The 14129-nt window shown below is 68.5% G+C and carries 18 protein-coding genes; 12 read left to right on the top strand and 6 right to left on the bottom strand.

Annotated features, from left to right (window positions below; all coding sequences use genetic code 11):
• Positions 1-82: 82 nt before the first annotated feature.
• From A9974_RS19455 to A9974_RS19410, 10 genes are all read left to right on the top strand, one after another.
• On the top strand, positions 83-802 hold the full coding sequence (locus A9974_RS19455) for a secretin and TonB N-terminal domain-containing protein (RefSeq protein WP_183005812.1): 720 nt from the start codon (positions 83-85) through the stop codon (positions 800-802).
• Positions 803-839: 37 nt separating this feature from the next.
• Positions 840-1355, top strand: coding sequence for an RNA polymerase sigma factor (locus tag A9974_RS19450; protein WP_183005811.1), 516 nt, complete (start codon positions 840-842; stop codon positions 1353-1355).
• 102 nt (positions 1356-1457) lie between these two features.
• Positions 1458-2447, top strand: coding sequence for a FecR domain-containing protein (locus A9974_RS19445; RefSeq protein ID WP_183005810.1), 990 nt, complete (start codon positions 1458-1460; stop codon positions 2445-2447).
• Between the two features lie 111 nt (positions 2448-2558).
• Positions 2559-3146 (top strand): transposase, encoded by a 588-nt coding sequence (locus A9974_RS29675; protein ID WP_183005809.1) that lies wholly within the window; start codon positions 2559-2561, stop codon positions 3144-3146.
• Positions 3147-3320: 174 nt separating this feature from the next.
• Positions 3321-3947: a hypothetical protein gene (locus A9974_RS19435; protein ID WP_183005808.1), complete on the top strand. Its 627-nt coding sequence runs from the start codon at positions 3321-3323 to the stop codon at positions 3945-3947.
• On the top strand, positions 3931-4524 hold the full coding sequence (locus A9974_RS19430) for an RNA polymerase sigma factor (protein WP_183005807.1): 594 nt from the start codon (positions 3931-3933) through the stop codon (positions 4522-4524). The genes A9974_RS19435 and A9974_RS19430 overlap by 17 nt, the downstream gene beginning before the upstream one ends.
• Positions 4521-4985 (top strand): type II secretion system minor pseudopilin GspH, encoded by a 465-nt coding sequence (gene gspH, locus A9974_RS19425; RefSeq protein WP_183005806.1) that lies wholly within the window; start codon positions 4521-4523, stop codon positions 4983-4985. The genes A9974_RS19430 and gspH overlap by 4 nt, the downstream gene beginning before the upstream one ends.
• Positions 4986-5007: 22 nt before the next feature.
• Positions 5008-5463 carry a type II secretion system minor pseudopilin GspI gene (gene gspI, locus A9974_RS19420; RefSeq protein WP_255468238.1) on the top strand — a complete coding sequence of 152 codons (456 nt, stop codon included), beginning with the start codon at positions 5008-5010 and terminating at the stop codon, positions 5461-5463.
• Between the two features lie 7 nt (positions 5464-5470).
• The gene (locus tag A9974_RS19415; protein WP_183005805.1) at positions 5471-6295 is read left to right on the top strand and encodes a type II secretion system protein J; all 825 of its coding nucleotides are present in this window, start codon (positions 5471-5473) and stop codon (positions 6293-6295) included.
• 109 nt (positions 6296-6404) lie between these two features.
• Positions 6405-6863: a type II secretion system protein N gene (locus tag A9974_RS19410; RefSeq protein WP_183005804.1), complete on the top strand. Its 459-nt coding sequence runs from the start codon at positions 6405-6407 to the stop codon at positions 6861-6863.
• Positions 6864-6918: 55 nt separating this feature from the next.
• On the opposite strand, the gene A9974_RS19405 is transcribed toward A9974_RS19410, so the two are convergent.
• Positions 6919-7398, bottom strand: coding sequence for a DUF1348 family protein (locus tag A9974_RS19405; protein ID WP_183005803.1), 480 nt, complete (start codon positions 7396-7398; stop codon positions 6919-6921).
• Positions 7399-7408: 10 nt separating this feature from the next.
• Complete coding sequence (locus A9974_RS19400; protein ID WP_183005802.1) at positions 7409-7993, bottom strand: TetR/AcrR family transcriptional regulator; 585 nt, start codon at positions 7991-7993, stop codon at positions 7409-7411.
• 369 nt (positions 7994-8362) lie between these two features.
• Between A9974_RS19400 and A9974_RS19395 the strand changes: the two genes are divergently transcribed.
• On the top strand, positions 8363-8509 hold the full coding sequence (locus A9974_RS19395) for a hypothetical protein (protein ID WP_183005801.1): 147 nt from the start codon (positions 8363-8365) through the stop codon (positions 8507-8509).
• Between the two features lie 101 nt (positions 8510-8610).
• Here A9974_RS19395 and A9974_RS19390 read toward each other — a convergent pair whose 3' ends face one another.
• Positions 8611-10374 (bottom strand): diguanylate cyclase, encoded by a 1764-nt coding sequence (locus A9974_RS19390; protein WP_183005800.1) that lies wholly within the window; start codon positions 10372-10374, stop codon positions 8611-8613.
• Positions 10375-10732: 358 nt separating this feature from the next.
• Positions 10733-11197 (bottom strand): redox-sensitive transcriptional activator SoxR, encoded by a 465-nt coding sequence (gene soxR, locus A9974_RS19385; protein WP_183005799.1) that lies wholly within the window; start codon positions 11195-11197, stop codon positions 10733-10735.
• Between the two features lie 73 nt (positions 11198-11270).
• Between soxR and A9974_RS19380 the strand changes: the two genes are divergently transcribed.
• Positions 11271-11690 carry a DoxX family protein gene (locus A9974_RS19380; protein ID WP_183005798.1) on the top strand — a complete coding sequence of 140 codons (420 nt, stop codon included), beginning with the start codon at positions 11271-11273 and terminating at the stop codon, positions 11688-11690.
• A gap of 78 nt (positions 11691-11768) precedes the next feature.
• On the opposite strand, the gene A9974_RS19375 is transcribed toward A9974_RS19380, so the two are convergent.
• Both A9974_RS19375 and A9974_RS19370 read right to left on the bottom strand, forming a co-directional pair.
• The gene (locus A9974_RS19375; protein ID WP_370539652.1) at positions 11769-13331 is read right to left on the bottom strand and encodes a diguanylate cyclase domain-containing protein; all 1563 of its coding nucleotides are present in this window, start codon (positions 13329-13331) and stop codon (positions 11769-11771) included.
• A gap of 187 nt (positions 13332-13518) precedes the next feature.
• Positions 13519-13707 carry a hypothetical protein gene (locus A9974_RS19370; protein WP_183005796.1) on the bottom strand — a complete coding sequence of 63 codons (189 nt, stop codon included), beginning with the start codon at positions 13705-13707 and terminating at the stop codon, positions 13519-13521.
• Positions 13708-14129 lie beyond the last annotated feature (422 nt).

Genomic DNA, 14129 nt, shown 5'->3' with positions numbered 1-14129 from the left:
CGCCCTACATTGCCCATTCACCGATTAGCACGACGTGTTGCGGCGCGCCCCGTCAGCCGCCGCGGCGGGACAAGGGCGGGGCATGCATCAGGAGCCGATCAGGGCGGGCAAGAGGCTGGCGGGCGGCGGCCGGCGCGGTTGGACAGTCTGCTGGACCCTGCTGTGGCTGTGCGCGGCGCTGTGCTGGCACCCAGCCGGCGCCCAGGAGCCGATCCAGCGCCTGTTCGACTTCGACATTCCCGCGCAGCCGCTGCAATCGGCGCTTGAACACTACAGCAACGTCACCGGCAGTTCGGTGGTGTATCGCGCCGCATTGGCGGTGGGGCGGCGGTCGGCCGCCGTCAAGGGAATCTATACGCCGGAGGCTGCTTTGCGCATGCTGATCGAAGGTTCGGGGCTGGCCGCGGAATACACCGCCGCCAACGCATTCATCCTGCAGCCGGCGCCCCGCGCGGGCGGCGGCGCGCCGGCTTCGCGTAAATCCAATGCCGCGCGCGGCGCCTTCTACCGCAGCTATTACGGCGTGGTCCAGGCCGGCGTGCGCGACGCGTTGTGCCGCAATGCCGTCACCCGCGCGGGCGGTTACCGCGCCGCGATCAGCTTCGAGGTCTCGCCCGCGGGCCGCATCGAGGGCGCCCAGGTGCTCGATTCCACGGGCGACGCAGGCAAGGACGAGGCGATCGTGCGCACATTGGACGACGCCGTGCTCGACAAGGCGCCGCCGCTGGACCTGGCGCAGCCGTTCGTGATGTTGATCGTGCCGCAGTCGCCCGAGCATGACCAAGGCTGCCCGACGCATTGAACCGCCTGCCTCGATCTTTCCGCCCTGACACAGATTCATGATGCCCTCCAGCCTGTCGGTCCTGCGCGATTTCATGCTGCAACGCTACGACGACCTGAAGGCGCGCCTGACGCGGCGCCTGGGGTGCCCGGACCTGGCCAGCGACGCGCTGCAGGACACCTGGCTGCGCCTGGAGGCCAAGGAAGACCTCGGCCCCGTCGACAGCCCCGGGCCTTATCTGATGCGTATGGCGGTCAATGTGGCCGTGGACCAGCAGCGCCTCGAGAATCGCCGCCTGACGGTCGCCGAGGCCGAGGTGCTGCTGAACATCGCCGATCCGGCGCCGGGCCCCGACCGCATCGCCGAAGGGCGTGCCGAGCTCGACGCGCTGACCCGCGCCATGGGCGAGCTGCCCGCGCGGCAGCGCGACATCCTGCTCGCCGTGCGGCTGGAAGGCCTGCCCCAGAACGACATCGCCAAAAAAATGGGCGTGTCGCTACGCACCGTCGAACGCGAACTGCGCAGCGCCCACGAGTACTGTGCCCGGCGAACACGTAAATTATTGTCACCATAAGGCGGGTTCCGGCTGCGAGAGTCGTCCTATGGATGTCAAGGGGAAAAACGGCGCGCCCTATCGCCCGCAAGTGGCGGCGCGGCGGCATCGAGAGAGTATGCAATGAACACCGCAAGCCAGGCCGCCGATCGCAGACAGGCGGACATCGAACGTCAGGCCCGCGCCTGGATCCGCCTGATCGCATCCGGGCAGGCCACGCTGCGCCAGGCCGACGCGCTCAAGGCATGGTGCGCGGCCAACGAGCGCCATGCCCAGGCGTTCGCCGCCGAGCAGCGCTTCTGGGTCCAGCTGGCGCCGGCCGGCCAAGCCGTCTTGCGGCGGCAGCGCGAGCAACCCGCCGCCGGCCTGGCGCGCGCCGCCGGCTGGGGTCGCCGCGCGTTCCTGGGCGCGGCGCTGAGCGGCGCGGGCGCCGCCGCGGTGGCCGCCGTCGTGGCGCCGCCGTTCCGCCTGTGGCCGGCCTGGGACGAATGGATGGCCGACTACCGCACCGACACGGGAGATCGCCGCCAATTCGGCCTGGGCGAGCGCGTGCAGGTGGACATGAATACCCAGACCAGCATCGCCCTGCGGGCCGAGCAGCCAGGCACGGTCCGCGTGGAACTGATCGCGGGCGAAGCCGCGTTCGACGGCCAGGCCTCGCCCACCGCCGTCACGGTCATGGCCGGGCAGGGCAGCGCCCAGGCGCGCGGCGCGCGCTTCGAATTGCGCAACCTGGGCGGCACCGTCTGCGTGACCTGCATCGCGGGCAGCGTGCGTGTGGCGCTGGACGGCGGCGCTACCGTCCTGGGGCCGAACCAGCGCCTGTTCTACGACAAGCAGGGCCTGGGGGCCGTGCAGCAGATCGATCCGGCCGAAACCTCCGCCTGGCGCCAGGGTTCGCTGGTGTTCCGCCAGGCGCCGCTGGCCGACGTCGTGACCGAAATCAACCGCTATCGCCGCGGCCGTGTCGTGTTGCTGGACAACCCGGGCCACGCCAGCGCCCTGAGCGGCCGCTTTGAAATCCGCGACATGGACAAGGTGCTGGTGCAGATCGAAAAAGCCTTCGGCCTGACCGCGACGCGCCTGCCGGGCAACGTGGTGTTGCTGAGCTGAAGGAACCGGCGTGGCGGGTTTGACCCGCCCATCTCGTCCTACTCCTATACAGGCAGGCCGCGCATATCCGCCATCAGGGCGCATGGCGCGCCCGCGCGATGGGGAGCATGCGTGTCGCGTAAACCGAATATCGGCATCCGGGAACTGAAAGAAAATCTGTCCGCCGTGGTGGACTCGGCATGGGAGCATCCCGTGTCCGTGCATCGCTACGGCTCGCCTTGGGTCTGGATCGTCTCGCACGAGGTCTGGTCCCGCAATACCCGCCGGGTCGAATTCAACCCGGCCGGCCACCCGCTGGCGGCGCTGCGCGACCACGTCGATCGCGCGCTGGCCGCCAGCCAGCCGCGCCTGCATGCGGCCGCCATTCGCGCGCGCTTGCGCATCGAAGCGCCGCCGCTCTTGCGGGCGCTGGTCATCCAGCTGGTCTATGGCGTGGAAACCGAGGCCGGCCTGCACGAGCAGATTTCCTGCAACCTGCTGTTCCGCTGGTTCGTCGGCCTGTCGCTGGACCAGGAAATCTGGAGCCCGCAGGAATTCGGCCATGCCCTGGAACGGGTGCTGGCCAGCGCCGAGATGGTCGGCATCCTGGCGCGGAGCCTGGACGGCGCGCCGGTGGCGCCCATCGAACAGGCTACCGGCATCGCGTTGAACCGTCCCTTGTTGCAAGCCTGGCGCGCCCGGGCGGCGGGGCCGGACTGATTGCCCAGGACCGGGCGGGGAAGCGGCCGGCGCGCCGGGCGGCCGCCAAGCACCGGTGATGTCCCTTTAAAAAACCTGGCGGGTTCGGTCCGGTCGAGTCGTCTTAGGGGTACAGGCCGCGCCATACGCAGCGCGGCCGAACCGGACCGGGGCCCACCAGGCCCTAAGGAGCGCATGGTGTCGGCAACCGTCAACGTAGGCATGCTCGAGCTGGACCGCAAACTTTCCAAGGTGCTCGATTGCGCCCGGCAGCAACCCGTATCGGTATCCCGCTACGGTTCCCCTTGGGTCTGGGTCGTGTCGCACGAGACCTGGATCGGCCAGATCCAGCTGACCCGCTACGTGCCGCCGCGCCATCCCCTGGTGGCGCTGCGCGAACACCTGGACGACACGCTGCGCATCCACGCCGGCTTATTGCGCCAGGCCAGCCAGGAATGCGGCCTGACGGTGGACCCGGCAATCCTGTGCCGCACCTATGTCCTGCATGTGCTGTATCCGGCCGGCAGCAAGCCGTATTTTCATGAGCAGATCGCCTACAACCTGCTGTTTCGCTGGTTTGCGGGACTGTCCGAAGGCAACGGCTGCGAATGCGCGCCGACCTTTGACCAGGAACTGGACGCCATCGCGGCGCACGACGGCATTGTCGCGCTGCTGCGCCAGGCGCTGGACGACGGCCTGATGACCCCCGCCAACTGGGCAATGCGCAAGCGGGCCGCCCAGCGTCCGGCCGGCACCGGACGGCGCCCGCTTGCGCCCGGCGGCCGGGCTGCCACGGAGAGCCGCCATGCCCTTATGCCTTGAGCCGGCGCCGCCCGCGCAGCGGCGCCGCGACGAGTTCGTGGCGGGCGGGGCCGCGCCGGTCTCCCGGTGGCGCGGCCCCAGCCTGGGCGACTTCGTTGCAACGCATTACCCGCGGCTGCTGAACACGCTGCGCGCCCACCTGGGTTGTGCCGACCTGGCCGCCGACAGCCTGCACGACGCCTGGCTGCGCCTGGCCGACGGCGATGCCGACCCGGGCGTTGCCGTGGCCAATCCGGGCGCCTACGTGTTCCGCATGGCCTGCAACATCGCCATCGACCGGCTGCGCGCCGAACGTCCGCTGCGCGGCGCCTGTCACGATATCGACCTGGAAGACGTCGAAGACACGGCCCCCGGCCCCCAACGCATCGCGCAGGCGCGCTCGTCCATGCGTGACCTGCTGCGCCTGATCGATACGTTGCCCCGCCAGCAACGCGAAATCTTCATCGACGTGCGCATCGAAGGCATGCTGCAGAGCGAGGCCGCGGCGCGCTACGGCGTGTCCGGCCGCATCGTCAGGCGGCACCTGCGCGACGCGTGCCGCCACGTCGAAAGCCAGGCGGCGCGGTTGCAGGCATGAATCAACGCGGTTTCACCCTGATCGAACTGATGGTGGTGCTGGTCATTGTGGGCATCGCCACCGCGGCGCTGGGCCTGTCCATCCGGTCTGACCCGGCACGCCAGCTGCGCGACGATGCCCAACGCCTGGCGGAGCGCTTCGCCGTGGCGCAAAGCGAGGTGCGCGGCGACGGCCGCGCCATCGCCTGGCAGGCCGACGCCGACGGCTACCGTTTCGTGCGCGGCGCCTGGACGGACGAGGGCGGGGTGCCCGTGCTGGATCCGCTGCGCGTCGAGGACTTCCGCCGTGACAGCGCATTGCGGCCGCAGCGCTGGCAAGCCGGACCGGTGCGCATCGCGCCCGCCGGTCCGGTCGTCCTGACGGCCGAATGGTTTGGCCAGCCCTGGCGCCTGACGCTGTCCAGCGCTGCCGGCCAGGTCGAAGTCCGCCGCGACGCCAGCGGCCGTTTCCGGGTGCAATAGGGTGTCGGCGCAGACCCGCCCGATGCCGCGCCGGCCGCCGCGGCGCCGCTGGCCGGAACAGGTCCTGGCGGCTGGCGGCCAGCGGCCGTATCGGGCCGCGCCGGCGGCCATGCCGGGGCGCCAGCGGGGGTTCACGCTGCTGGAGATCCTGATCGCGCTTGCCATCGTCAGCGTCGCCCTGGCCGCCGTCATGCGCACGACCGGCATGCTGACCACTAACAACGGCATCCTGCGCGAACGCGCACTGGCGCTGCTGTCGGCGCAGAACCGGCTGATCGAACTGCAATTGGCGCCGCCCGCGCTCACCGCCAGCCGCGACCGCGGCGCCTGCCCGCAAGGCGCGCTGAACCTGGTCTGCGAAAGCCGCTACGCCGATGCCCGCCAGGGCGCTCGCGAGGTCACGGTGGAGGTCTATCTGGACGCCCGGCCCGCGTCGCGCCTGGCCACGCTGTCCGGCGTGATCGACACGCAACCCTAGGCCGGCGATGACAGCGAACCGCCTGGCCGCCTGTCCGGACATCGCACCCTGCCGTGGCGCCGGCGCTCATCGGCCGACCGACCGCGTCCCGAGCCATGAGTCCGGCTTCACGCTGATCGAGGTCATCATCGCCATCATGATCATGGCCATCATCAGCCTGATCTCATGGCGCGCGATCGACAGCGTCGCGTTGACCAGCCGCAAGCTCGACCAGCACACCGACGACGCCATGGCCATGCAGCGTGCGTTCGATCAATTCGAGCGCGATATCGCCGCGCGTAGCGTGGTCGATCCGGCCACGCTGCAATCGCTGGCGGCGTCATCGCCGGCCGTGCCAGGCAAGGGCGCGGCGTCGCAGGCATCGCCCGCGAAGGGCGAGGGCGGCCCGGCGCAGTCTCCTGCCATGGCGGCCGGTCAGGCGGCCGCCGTCGAAGACACCGATCCGCCCGTCGTCCTGCCGCAGCTGCTGCCCGACGCCATCGCCGTGGCCGGCATGAAAACGCCCACGCCGCGCGTCGACATCCTGCGCGGCGCGCCCGGCCGGCCCGACGCCCGCCAACGCGTGATCTGGGAACGCCACGGCTACCGCTTGCTGCGCGCCGCCGGTCCGCCCAGCGACGTCTACCCCTTGGCGCCGCCGCCGCCGGATGCGGCCACGCCGGTGCTGGACGATCTGCTGGACTTCAGCCTGCGCGCCTGGGCCCCCGGCCGCGGCTGGGTCGCGTTGCCCGGCCAGGGCGAACAGCCCGCCACGGCATTGGAGCTGGTGATCTCGCGTGGCGTGCTCGGGCAGACGCCCATGCGCTATCGCAAGGTATTCCTGCTGCATTGAAGGGCGGGTGTCTGCAAGGTCATTGACGCTGATTTGAAGCAACCCGGGAGCAGGATGGCAGAGACCCAGAGCCATTACGCCAGCCCACGACACACCAGGAACATGCCGGATGATCACGAACCTTCGCTTTGACCGCGCGACCCGGCCAACGTGGCCGGGCGTGGTGCGTCTGGCCGGCGCCGTGGCGCTGGTGTCGGGGCTGGCCTGGTGGGGCTGGCGCCTCGCCGAGCCGTTGTCCCAGCCCCTGGCGGCGCCGGTGACGGCGCCCGCGCGCGGCGACAATGGCGCCGCCAGCGTGGCGGCGTGGCTGTCGCCCGGTCCGGCGAAACTGGACGTGCGTGTGGCCGGCGTGCTGGCGGGTGACGGCCGCGGCGTCGCGGTCCTGTCCATCGATGGCGGGCCGCCCCAAGCCTATGCCATCGGCGACCGCCTGACGCGCTCGGCCCGCCTGGCGGGCATCGACGCCAGCGCTTTGATCGTCGAGCACGGCGGCCGCCAGGTCAGGTTGCCGCTGCCGGCGCAGGCCGGCGACGACGGCGAAGGCATCAAGTGGGTGTCCACGCCTTAGCGGCGCTGGCCGCGGCCTGCCCGAGACGTCATGGAAGGCCGCGACACCCCATCGGTCACAACCCCAGTTCCGACAGCCCGGGGTGGTCATCGGGCCGGCGCCCCAACGGCCAGCGGAACTTGCGGTCCGCTTCCTTGATGGGCAGGTCGTTGATGCAGGCATAGCGGTGAATCATCAGCCCGTCTTCGCCGAATTCCCAGTTTTCGTTGCCGTAAGAGCGGAACCAGTTGCCTGAATCGTCATGCCATTCGTAGGCATAGCGCACCGCGATGCGGTTGCCGGTAAACGCCCACAGTTCCTTAATCAGCCGGTAATCCAGTTCCTTGGCCCATTTGCGCGCCAGGAAGGCGCGCGCCTCGTCGCGGTTCTTGACGAACTCGGCGCGGTTGCGCCAGTGCGTGTCCAGGCTGTAGGCCAGCGCGACCTTGTCGGGGTCGCGGCTGTTCCAGCCGTCTTCGGCCAGCCGCACTTTCTGGACGGCGCTGGCGTGGGTAAAAGGCGGAAGCGGAGGGCGGATAGCGGAGGTCGATGTCATCGCGGATACCTCATGGGTGGGGGGGAAAGAGCAACAACCGCGCGGCGGCGCGTTGCGCACTGTCGGCGATGGCCGGGTCGCGCGACACCAAGGCGACCGCGATCGCGCCGTCGATCAGCACCAGGAGCTGCAGGGCGGCCTCGTCGGGCTCCGGCAAGGCCGCCGCCCGGGTCAATTCACGCACATAGGCCAGCAGCCGCGCCTTGTGTTCGCGCGACACCGCCACGATGGGACTGCTGTCGTCACCGACTTCACCGGCCGCGTTCAGGAATGCGCAGCCACGAAATCCGTCCGACGCAAACCAGTCGCGCAACGCATCGAACAGCGACAGCAACCGCGCCCTGGGCGACACCGCAGCCGACGTGGCGCCGATGAACCACTGCATCCAGCGCTCGTCCCGCGCCTGCAGCGCCGCGGCCACCAGCGCTTCCTTGTTCGGAAAATGCTGGTACACGCTCTTGCGTGCCACACCAGAGGTCTTGACGATCAGGTCCATGCCCGTGGCATGGATGCCGCCGGCATAGATCAATTGTTCTGTCGCTTGCAGCAAGCGTTGGCGGGTGCCTGTGACGGCGGAAGAGGGGGGATGGGCCATGGCGCGATGGAGAACGATCGTTCTGTAAAAGATGCCCAGATAGTAGAACGATCATTCTCATTCGTCAAGTTGCTGGCTTTTTCTTTTATTTTTGTGTAAAATTCTTTTATCGTCGTCGAACGCTGGTAAATCACCCAACGCAGTGCCATCCAATCGGGTCTCCGGGCTCAACGCCTCGCGCCCAGGCTCTCGCTACTCGGTTCGCCAGCCAGATCAATAACCCCCCTCCGACGATACCTCCCAGGGTCTTGCCCTGGCGCCCGTTCCTGATGCCACCCCCTGCATCATCTCCACGCATCCCGGGCGCGCTGGATATTCGTGTTGTGCGCTTGCGCGGGGCAGGCCAACACTACAAACAGGAGTACGCACATGTCCCAACTGATCAGCAAGAAGTCGCGCGTCGAAGTTCCCCCGCTGAACTGGAAGGCGCCTGAAACTCGTCCCGATCCCGAAGCCACGCCGCGTCCGGCGCAGGTCAAACCGTCCCAGGACAAGGCCGCGCACGCTCCCGCCTGAACCCCGCCAATCCAGGTAACCCACGCCGCCGCCAGCGCAAGCTGGCGGCGGTTGTCGTTTGGGGCTGCGGCACGCGCCAGGCGTGGCGCCGATTCGCGGTATTAGCCGACGTCGCTGGACACCACGCGGTCCTTGCCGCTCATCTTGGCTTGGTACAGCAGCTCGTCCGCCTGGCGAAAGAGCGTGTCGGCCGCGCCGGTATTGCGCCAGGACGCATAGGCCACGCCGAAACTGGCGGTCAGCGCAAAGACGGCGCCGTTCTCGGCGGGCACGCGTGCCCGTGCGATGCACACCCGCATGCGCTCGGCTGCCGCCACCGCCTGCTCCGCGGTACGCGTGCGGCAAAGCACCGCGAATTCCTCGCCGCCCACCCGGGCCACCACGTCGGACTGGCGCCAGGTCTGGCGGCACAGGTCCGCCACAGTCTTCAGGGCCTGATCGCCGCTGGCGTGGCCATAGGTATCGTTGATGCCCTTGAAGTCGTCGATGTCGAACAGGATGAACGCCAGCACTTCTTCCGAGCCGCTCCATTGCGTCAGCGCCTGCTCGAAGCGGTGTTCAAAGGCGCGGCGGTTCAACAGGCCGGTCAGGAAGTCGGTTTCGGCCATGACGGCCAGGTCCACGATCAGCCGGTCGCGCTCCCGTTCCAGTTGCTTGCGCGCGCTAGCGTTGTCTTCAAGCACGCGCAGCGCCTTGAACATGCCGTCGACTTCCCCACGGTACTGGCCCACCGGAATCGTGGACATCGCCTTGCCGTCGGCGATGGCGCCGATGATGCGGGTGGCCTGCACGAATGGCCGGATCACGCGGCGGCGGAACTGCCCCAGCGACAACATCAGCGCGGCCGCAAGCATGGTGGCCGCCACCAAGGTGATGACCAGCAGCCGGATCGCGTCGTCGCGGCGCTGGCGCATGCCCTCTTCGATGCTGTCCAGCATCAGGTCGCGGAACTGGGTGATGGACGCCATCAGCGGCACGTAGTTCCGGGCCAGCTCGGCGGTGGATATGTCCGCGCCGCCCGGCTGCAGCGCAGCCCTGTCGCGCACCGCTTCAAGGTAATGCATGCCTTCGCCGAAATAGAGGCGTTGCAGATCCATGTACATCAGCGAGGCGCGCAATTTCGGGCGGGTGGCAATGCGGGCTTCCAGCAGCGCGCGCAGCTGGTCGATGCGCCCCAGCACGCGTTCGATGCGATATTCGTCGGCGTCCGTCAGCTGGCGCCGCTTGGCCAGCGCGGGTGTGAAAATCGATCCCAGCAAGCCGGCTTGTTCGCGTAGATCGCTGGCCAGCAACGCCAGGGTCAGCAGGCTGGGGGCGTCGGCTTCGTTCTGCATGACCACGCCGACGCTCTCGGCCATCGCGGCCTGCAATTCAGGCACCAGCGCCACCATGCCGTTGACCGCCGTCAGCACGGCGTAGCCCGACACGGCCTCGCGGGGCAGGGCGATCAGCCGGTCGGCTTCGGCCCGCGCCTGGATCAAGGCGTAGCGGATGCGCTGGATATTGGTGAATTCCTTGGCGCTGTCCGGGCTGAGCGGAGCGCGGTACAAGGCCAGCAATTGGGCAATGCTGGTATCGCTGCGGTCGCGCGCCGCTTGCAGCGCATCAAGCAGGGGCTGGGCCACCGGATAATCAGCGCCCAGCGCCGCGTTCATGGGTCCGCGTTCGGCCGATACCTTTTCCATGGCGTTCACGGTGGCCCGAACCACCCGGAAGGCGCGCTGCGCATCGTCGGTGGCGACATAGGCGTCGCGGCTTTGGAAAAGCAGAATCGCCGTCAACACCGACATCGGCAACACGACCCCCGCCGCCAGGATCAAGAAATAGCGTTCGAGGGACTGGATCGAAAATCTACTGCGCAACATATACGGGTGGGCCGGCCTGATGCGGTGTTTCTCTGCGCGCAGGATACTGTAATTGCCCAGGGTAAATCGCCGACTTCGTCGCACAAAAGCGATTATCTCCGGCGTTGGTGCAACACTATGTCAATCGAATACATCCCGTTGCGCAACCCTGTGCAATCAATGCGGATCATTACCGGACGGCCGGGCGGCAGGGGCCGTGGCTCGGCGTTGGGGGAAGGCCTGCCCGCAGGGTGAGTACCCCAATGCGCGCCTCTCTGCATGGCGAATGCTCGCCGGGGGCCGGCCACGACTGCGCTTCGCGCCTTCATAGTCACGCATTTGGCTGCTCGTGCGAGGCGCCTTCTATTGGGAACGGGCCCTAGGGCCGTTCCAGTATCCGCGGGCCCGGGCCGTCGCGGCCCAGCACGTCATCGGGATTGCGCAGCGGACAGTCCTGCAGCGACAGGCAGCCGCAGCCGATGCAACTGTCCAGTTCGTCGCGCAGCCGGGTCAGCTTGCGGATCCGTTCGTCCAGGTTCTCGCGCCACTGCGACGACAATTGCTTCCACTGCGCCGGCGTCAGCTTGCTGCCGTCCTGCGGAAACCGCGCCATGGTCTCGCGGATTTCCTCCAGCGGGATGCCGGTGCGCTGCGCCACTTTGATGATGGCGATATAGCGCAGCACGATGCCGGGATAGCGCCGCTGGTTGCCGCCGCTGCGCGCGCTCTGGATCAAGCCCTTGGATTCGTAGAAGTGCAGGGTGGACACCGCCACGCCGCTGCGCCGGGCAACTTCGCCCACCGTCAGCAAGCGCGCGCCGTCCAGGGCCTTGTCGGCTGCCATGGGTGTTGACCTGAAGTTAAGTTGAGGTTTTATAGTCCGTGGCTCCGTAATTGGCAACCCAGGACCCGCATCCATGCAGACCCCGCTGTTCATCGATTCCCTCTTGCAGAGCGATTGGCTCTGGTTCGTCGCCCGGTTGTTCCTGGCGGTGGTGTTCCTCGCTTCAGGCGCCGCCAAGCTGTTCGACTTTCGGGGCGGCGTGGCAGAGATGCGCGACGCCGGGTTGCGGCCGGCCACGCTGTTCAACATCCTGGTGGCGGCATTGATGGTCGGCGGCTCGGCCCTGATCCTCGCGGACCGGGCGCTGTGGCTGGCCGCGGCCGCCCTGGGCGGCTTCCTGGTGCTGACCATCGTCATCGTGCATGCCTTCTGGCGCCTGCCGCCGCCGCAGGCCAGGCTGGCCCTGTTCTTCGCGCTGGAACATGTGTCGGTGGTGGGCGGCCTGATCGCCGCGGCCATCGCCAGCCATGTCAGGGGCCTGGCGCCGGCGTAGGCCGCACGCCCGGCCACGCCGCGCGGCCGGGCTGGCGCGTCCCGCGTCCGCGCCGGTCGGCCGACGCCGCCATTGCGCTCAAGGCGTGCCGTGCAACACCACCCGGTTGCGGCCTTGCTGCTTGGCGGCATACAGGGCGGCGTCCGCCGCATGGAACGCCTGGGCCACGTCCGGCCCCGCCGCCGGCCACTGCGCCACTCCGGCCGACACGGTAATGCCGCCGACCTGGCCCACCGCATTGCCGGCGATGCGGCTGCGCAGCCGTTCGGCCACGATGGTCGCCTCGGTCGGCGCCACGCCCGGCAGCAGGACCAGGAATTCCTCGCCGCCATTGCGGCACAGGATGTCGCCGGGCCGCGAACAGTCCCGCATCCATTGCGCCACGGCCTGGATGACCTGGTCGCCGGTGGTGTGGCCGTAGGTGTCATTGACCTGCTTGAAGTGGTCGATGTCCAGCGCCACCACCGCGAACGGGGTGCCCGATGCCTGCAGATGGTCCACCGCATCCTGCGTGCCGCGCCGGTTGCGCAGGCCGGTCAGCGGGTCGGTGATGCTGGCCAGGTTCAGCTTGCCGATCTTGTCCTGCAGGCTGGAAAAGCTCCAGATCACCGCGCGCTTCAGGCGCTCGGCCTCGAAATACCAGGCCTTCACGGACTTCACCCGTTGCATCGCCACCGCCACGTCATGGTGCTCGACATTGGTGGCCAGTTGCGACAGCGGCAACGAGATCTGCCGCGCACACCACCACAGCGCCATCAGGAACACCAGCGCCAGCGGCGCGGCATACCCCACCAGCGCCCAGAGCAGGTCATGGATGGGCTCCAGCGTGGCTTCGGCCGGCCGCTGCGCCACCACGCCCCAGCCGCTGCCGGCCACCGGCGCATAGCCGGCCAGCATGTCCACCCCCTTGGAATTGACCACCCGCTGCGCGCCCGCCCGGCCGCCGACCACGGCATCGATGACGGGATTGCCGTGCACCAGTTCGCCCACCCGGCCCGGATCGGTGTGATAGATCAGCCGGCCGTCGGGATCCACCACATACAGATAAGAGCCGTCCGTGTAGTGGTGCTTGCCCAGCAGGTCTTCCAGCGCGCTTTCCTTGCGCAGGTGCAGCGTGCCGGCCAGATAGCCCAGATAGTGGCCGTCCGCTGAAAAGAGGGGATGCGACAGGTTGATCAGCAGGTTGCCCGCCATCGATACATAGGGCTTGCTGATCAGCGGCTGGCGCGCCTGCAAGGCCGCGCGGCTGCCGGGGCTGTCGACGCGGGTGCCCAGGAAATTGCGAAAGCTCTGCGTCGTGGCCAGGATCAGGCCATCGGCGCCCACCACGCCCACCGAGTTGAAGTTGTCGCTTTGCTCCTGCACGCGCACCACCTCGGCGGTCAACAGGTCGGGCTCGTGCATATGGGCTGCGATCTGGCGCGCGCTGTAGCGCAGCTGGCGCTGGGCGGCCTTCAGGAAGTTGCCGGCGCTTTCGGCCAGCTTGGCGGCGTAGACCCGGTTCGCTTCCAGGGTATTGGCAATGAGCTGTTCGCGTTGCAGGCGGTAGCTGGCATACAGGGCGTTGGCGGTGGCGGCGAGGGCGCTGAACACCGTAAGCGCGAGCACCAGGCCGCGCAGATTGATTCGCAGGGGGAACACAGCAGGCTTGGACCTCGGGACGCGCACGGCGACCGCGCCGGCAGGCGCCATTGTATTGAAGCGCCAGCGGGTCCAATCGCGCAGGCTCGTGGCCAGCCTGCTGGCTATTCATCCTTTAGCCCGCGTGCGGACGGCATCGCGTCTGGCGCGACGCCGCCTGCCGCGTTTCTCCTTGGTCTCGCCCGTGTCAACGCGAGGGATAAACCCCCTGGAACGGCGTGTTGTCCGGCTCGCCGAAGTTGTCGGCGTGGTAGTTGGCCGCATCGCGTTGCATGCTCGATGTGCTGTTGCCGGACGTGCTGCGGCTGGGGCCGTTCATGGTGCAACCGGCAAGCAGGAAAGCCAGCACGATGCCGGCGGTGGTCAGGGTTTTCATTGCATACCTCCACAGAGAAGCTTGCCGGCAAAGCGGGCCGATGATGCCGGCGCCGCCTGCATCCACGCCGGCGTTGCCACAAGCGCGCCGGATGCGGGCGCGAAGACGCCTGGCCACGACCGGCGGCCTTTAGGGCCGCCTGGCGGACAGGCAGAAACGATGGCAAGCAATCCACACAGCCTGTCGTACCCGCGGGCCGGATTCCGGCCTGGAGGGCATCGCGGCGCGCCCTGCGTCAGGGCAGGCGCGTCCCGCGACAAGCGATCCACAGCATGTCTTGTTGGGAGGGGGACAACTAATAGACGAAAACCAACAGCAATTGGCGTGCCCAAACCAGGCAATCCGGGCGGCGAAGGCCCATGCCCTTGCCATGTCTGCCGCTGCGGCCCATCGCGGCCCATCGCGGCCAGGCGGCGCCACGG

This window comes from Achromobacter sp. UMC71 (assembly GCF_014170305.1).
GTDB lineage: Bacteria > Pseudomonadota > Gammaproteobacteria > Burkholderiales > Burkholderiaceae_B > Achromobacter.
The sequence above is the reverse complement of the archived record's forward strand: the minus strand, read 5'-3'. Positions and strand labels throughout refer to the sequence as shown.

Coding starts and splice junctions, on each gene's coding strand:
- A9974_RS19455 (WP_183005812.1), top strand. CDS start 83: ATGCATCAGGAGCCGATCAGGGCGGGCAAGAGGCTGGCGGGCGGCGGC.
- A9974_RS19450 (WP_183005811.1), top strand. CDS start 840: ATGATGCCCTCCAGCCTGTCGGTCCTGCGCGATTTCATGCTGCAACGC.
- A9974_RS19445 (WP_183005810.1), top strand. CDS start 1,458: ATGAACACCGCAAGCCAGGCCGCCGATCGCAGACAGGCGGACATCGAA.
- A9974_RS19435 (WP_183005808.1), top strand. CDS start 3,321: ATGGTGTCGGCAACCGTCAACGTAGGCATGCTCGAGCTGGACCGCAAA.
- A9974_RS19430 (WP_183005807.1), top strand. CDS start 3,931: ATGCCCTTATGCCTTGAGCCGGCGCCGCCCGCGCAGCGGCGCCGCGAC.
- gspH (WP_183005806.1), top strand. CDS start 4,521: ATGAATCAACGCGGTTTCACCCTGATCGAACTGATGGTGGTGCTGGTC.
- gspI (WP_255468238.1), top strand. CDS start 5,008: ATGCCGCGCCGGCCGCCGCGGCGCCGCTGGCCGGAACAGGTCCTGGCG.
- A9974_RS19415 (WP_183005805.1), top strand. CDS start 5,471: ATGACAGCGAACCGCCTGGCCGCCTGTCCGGACATCGCACCCTGCCGT.
- A9974_RS19410 (WP_183005804.1), top strand. CDS start 6,405: ATGATCACGAACCTTCGCTTTGACCGCGCGACCCGGCCAACGTGGCCG.
- A9974_RS19405 (WP_183005803.1), bottom strand. CDS start 7,398: ATGACATCGACCTCCGCTATCCGCCCTCCGCTTCCGCCTTTTACCCAC.
- A9974_RS19400 (WP_183005802.1), bottom strand. CDS start 7,993: ATGGCCCATCCCCCCTCTTCCGCCGTCACAGGCACCCGCCAACGCTTG.
- A9974_RS19395 (WP_183005801.1), top strand. CDS start 8,363: ATGTCCCAACTGATCAGCAAGAAGTCGCGCGTCGAAGTTCCCCCGCTG.
- A9974_RS19390 (WP_183005800.1), bottom strand. CDS start 10,374: ATGTTGCGCAGTAGATTTTCGATCCAGTCCCTCGAACGCTATTTCTTG.
- soxR (WP_183005799.1), bottom strand. CDS start 11,197: ATGGCAGCCGACAAGGCCCTGGACGGCGCGCGCTTGCTGACGGTGGGC.
- A9974_RS19380 (WP_183005798.1), top strand. CDS start 11,271: ATGCAGACCCCGCTGTTCATCGATTCCCTCTTGCAGAGCGATTGGCTC.
- A9974_RS19370 (WP_183005796.1), bottom strand. CDS start 13,707: ATGAAAACCCTGACCACCGCCGGCATCGTGCTGGCTTTCCTGCTTGCC.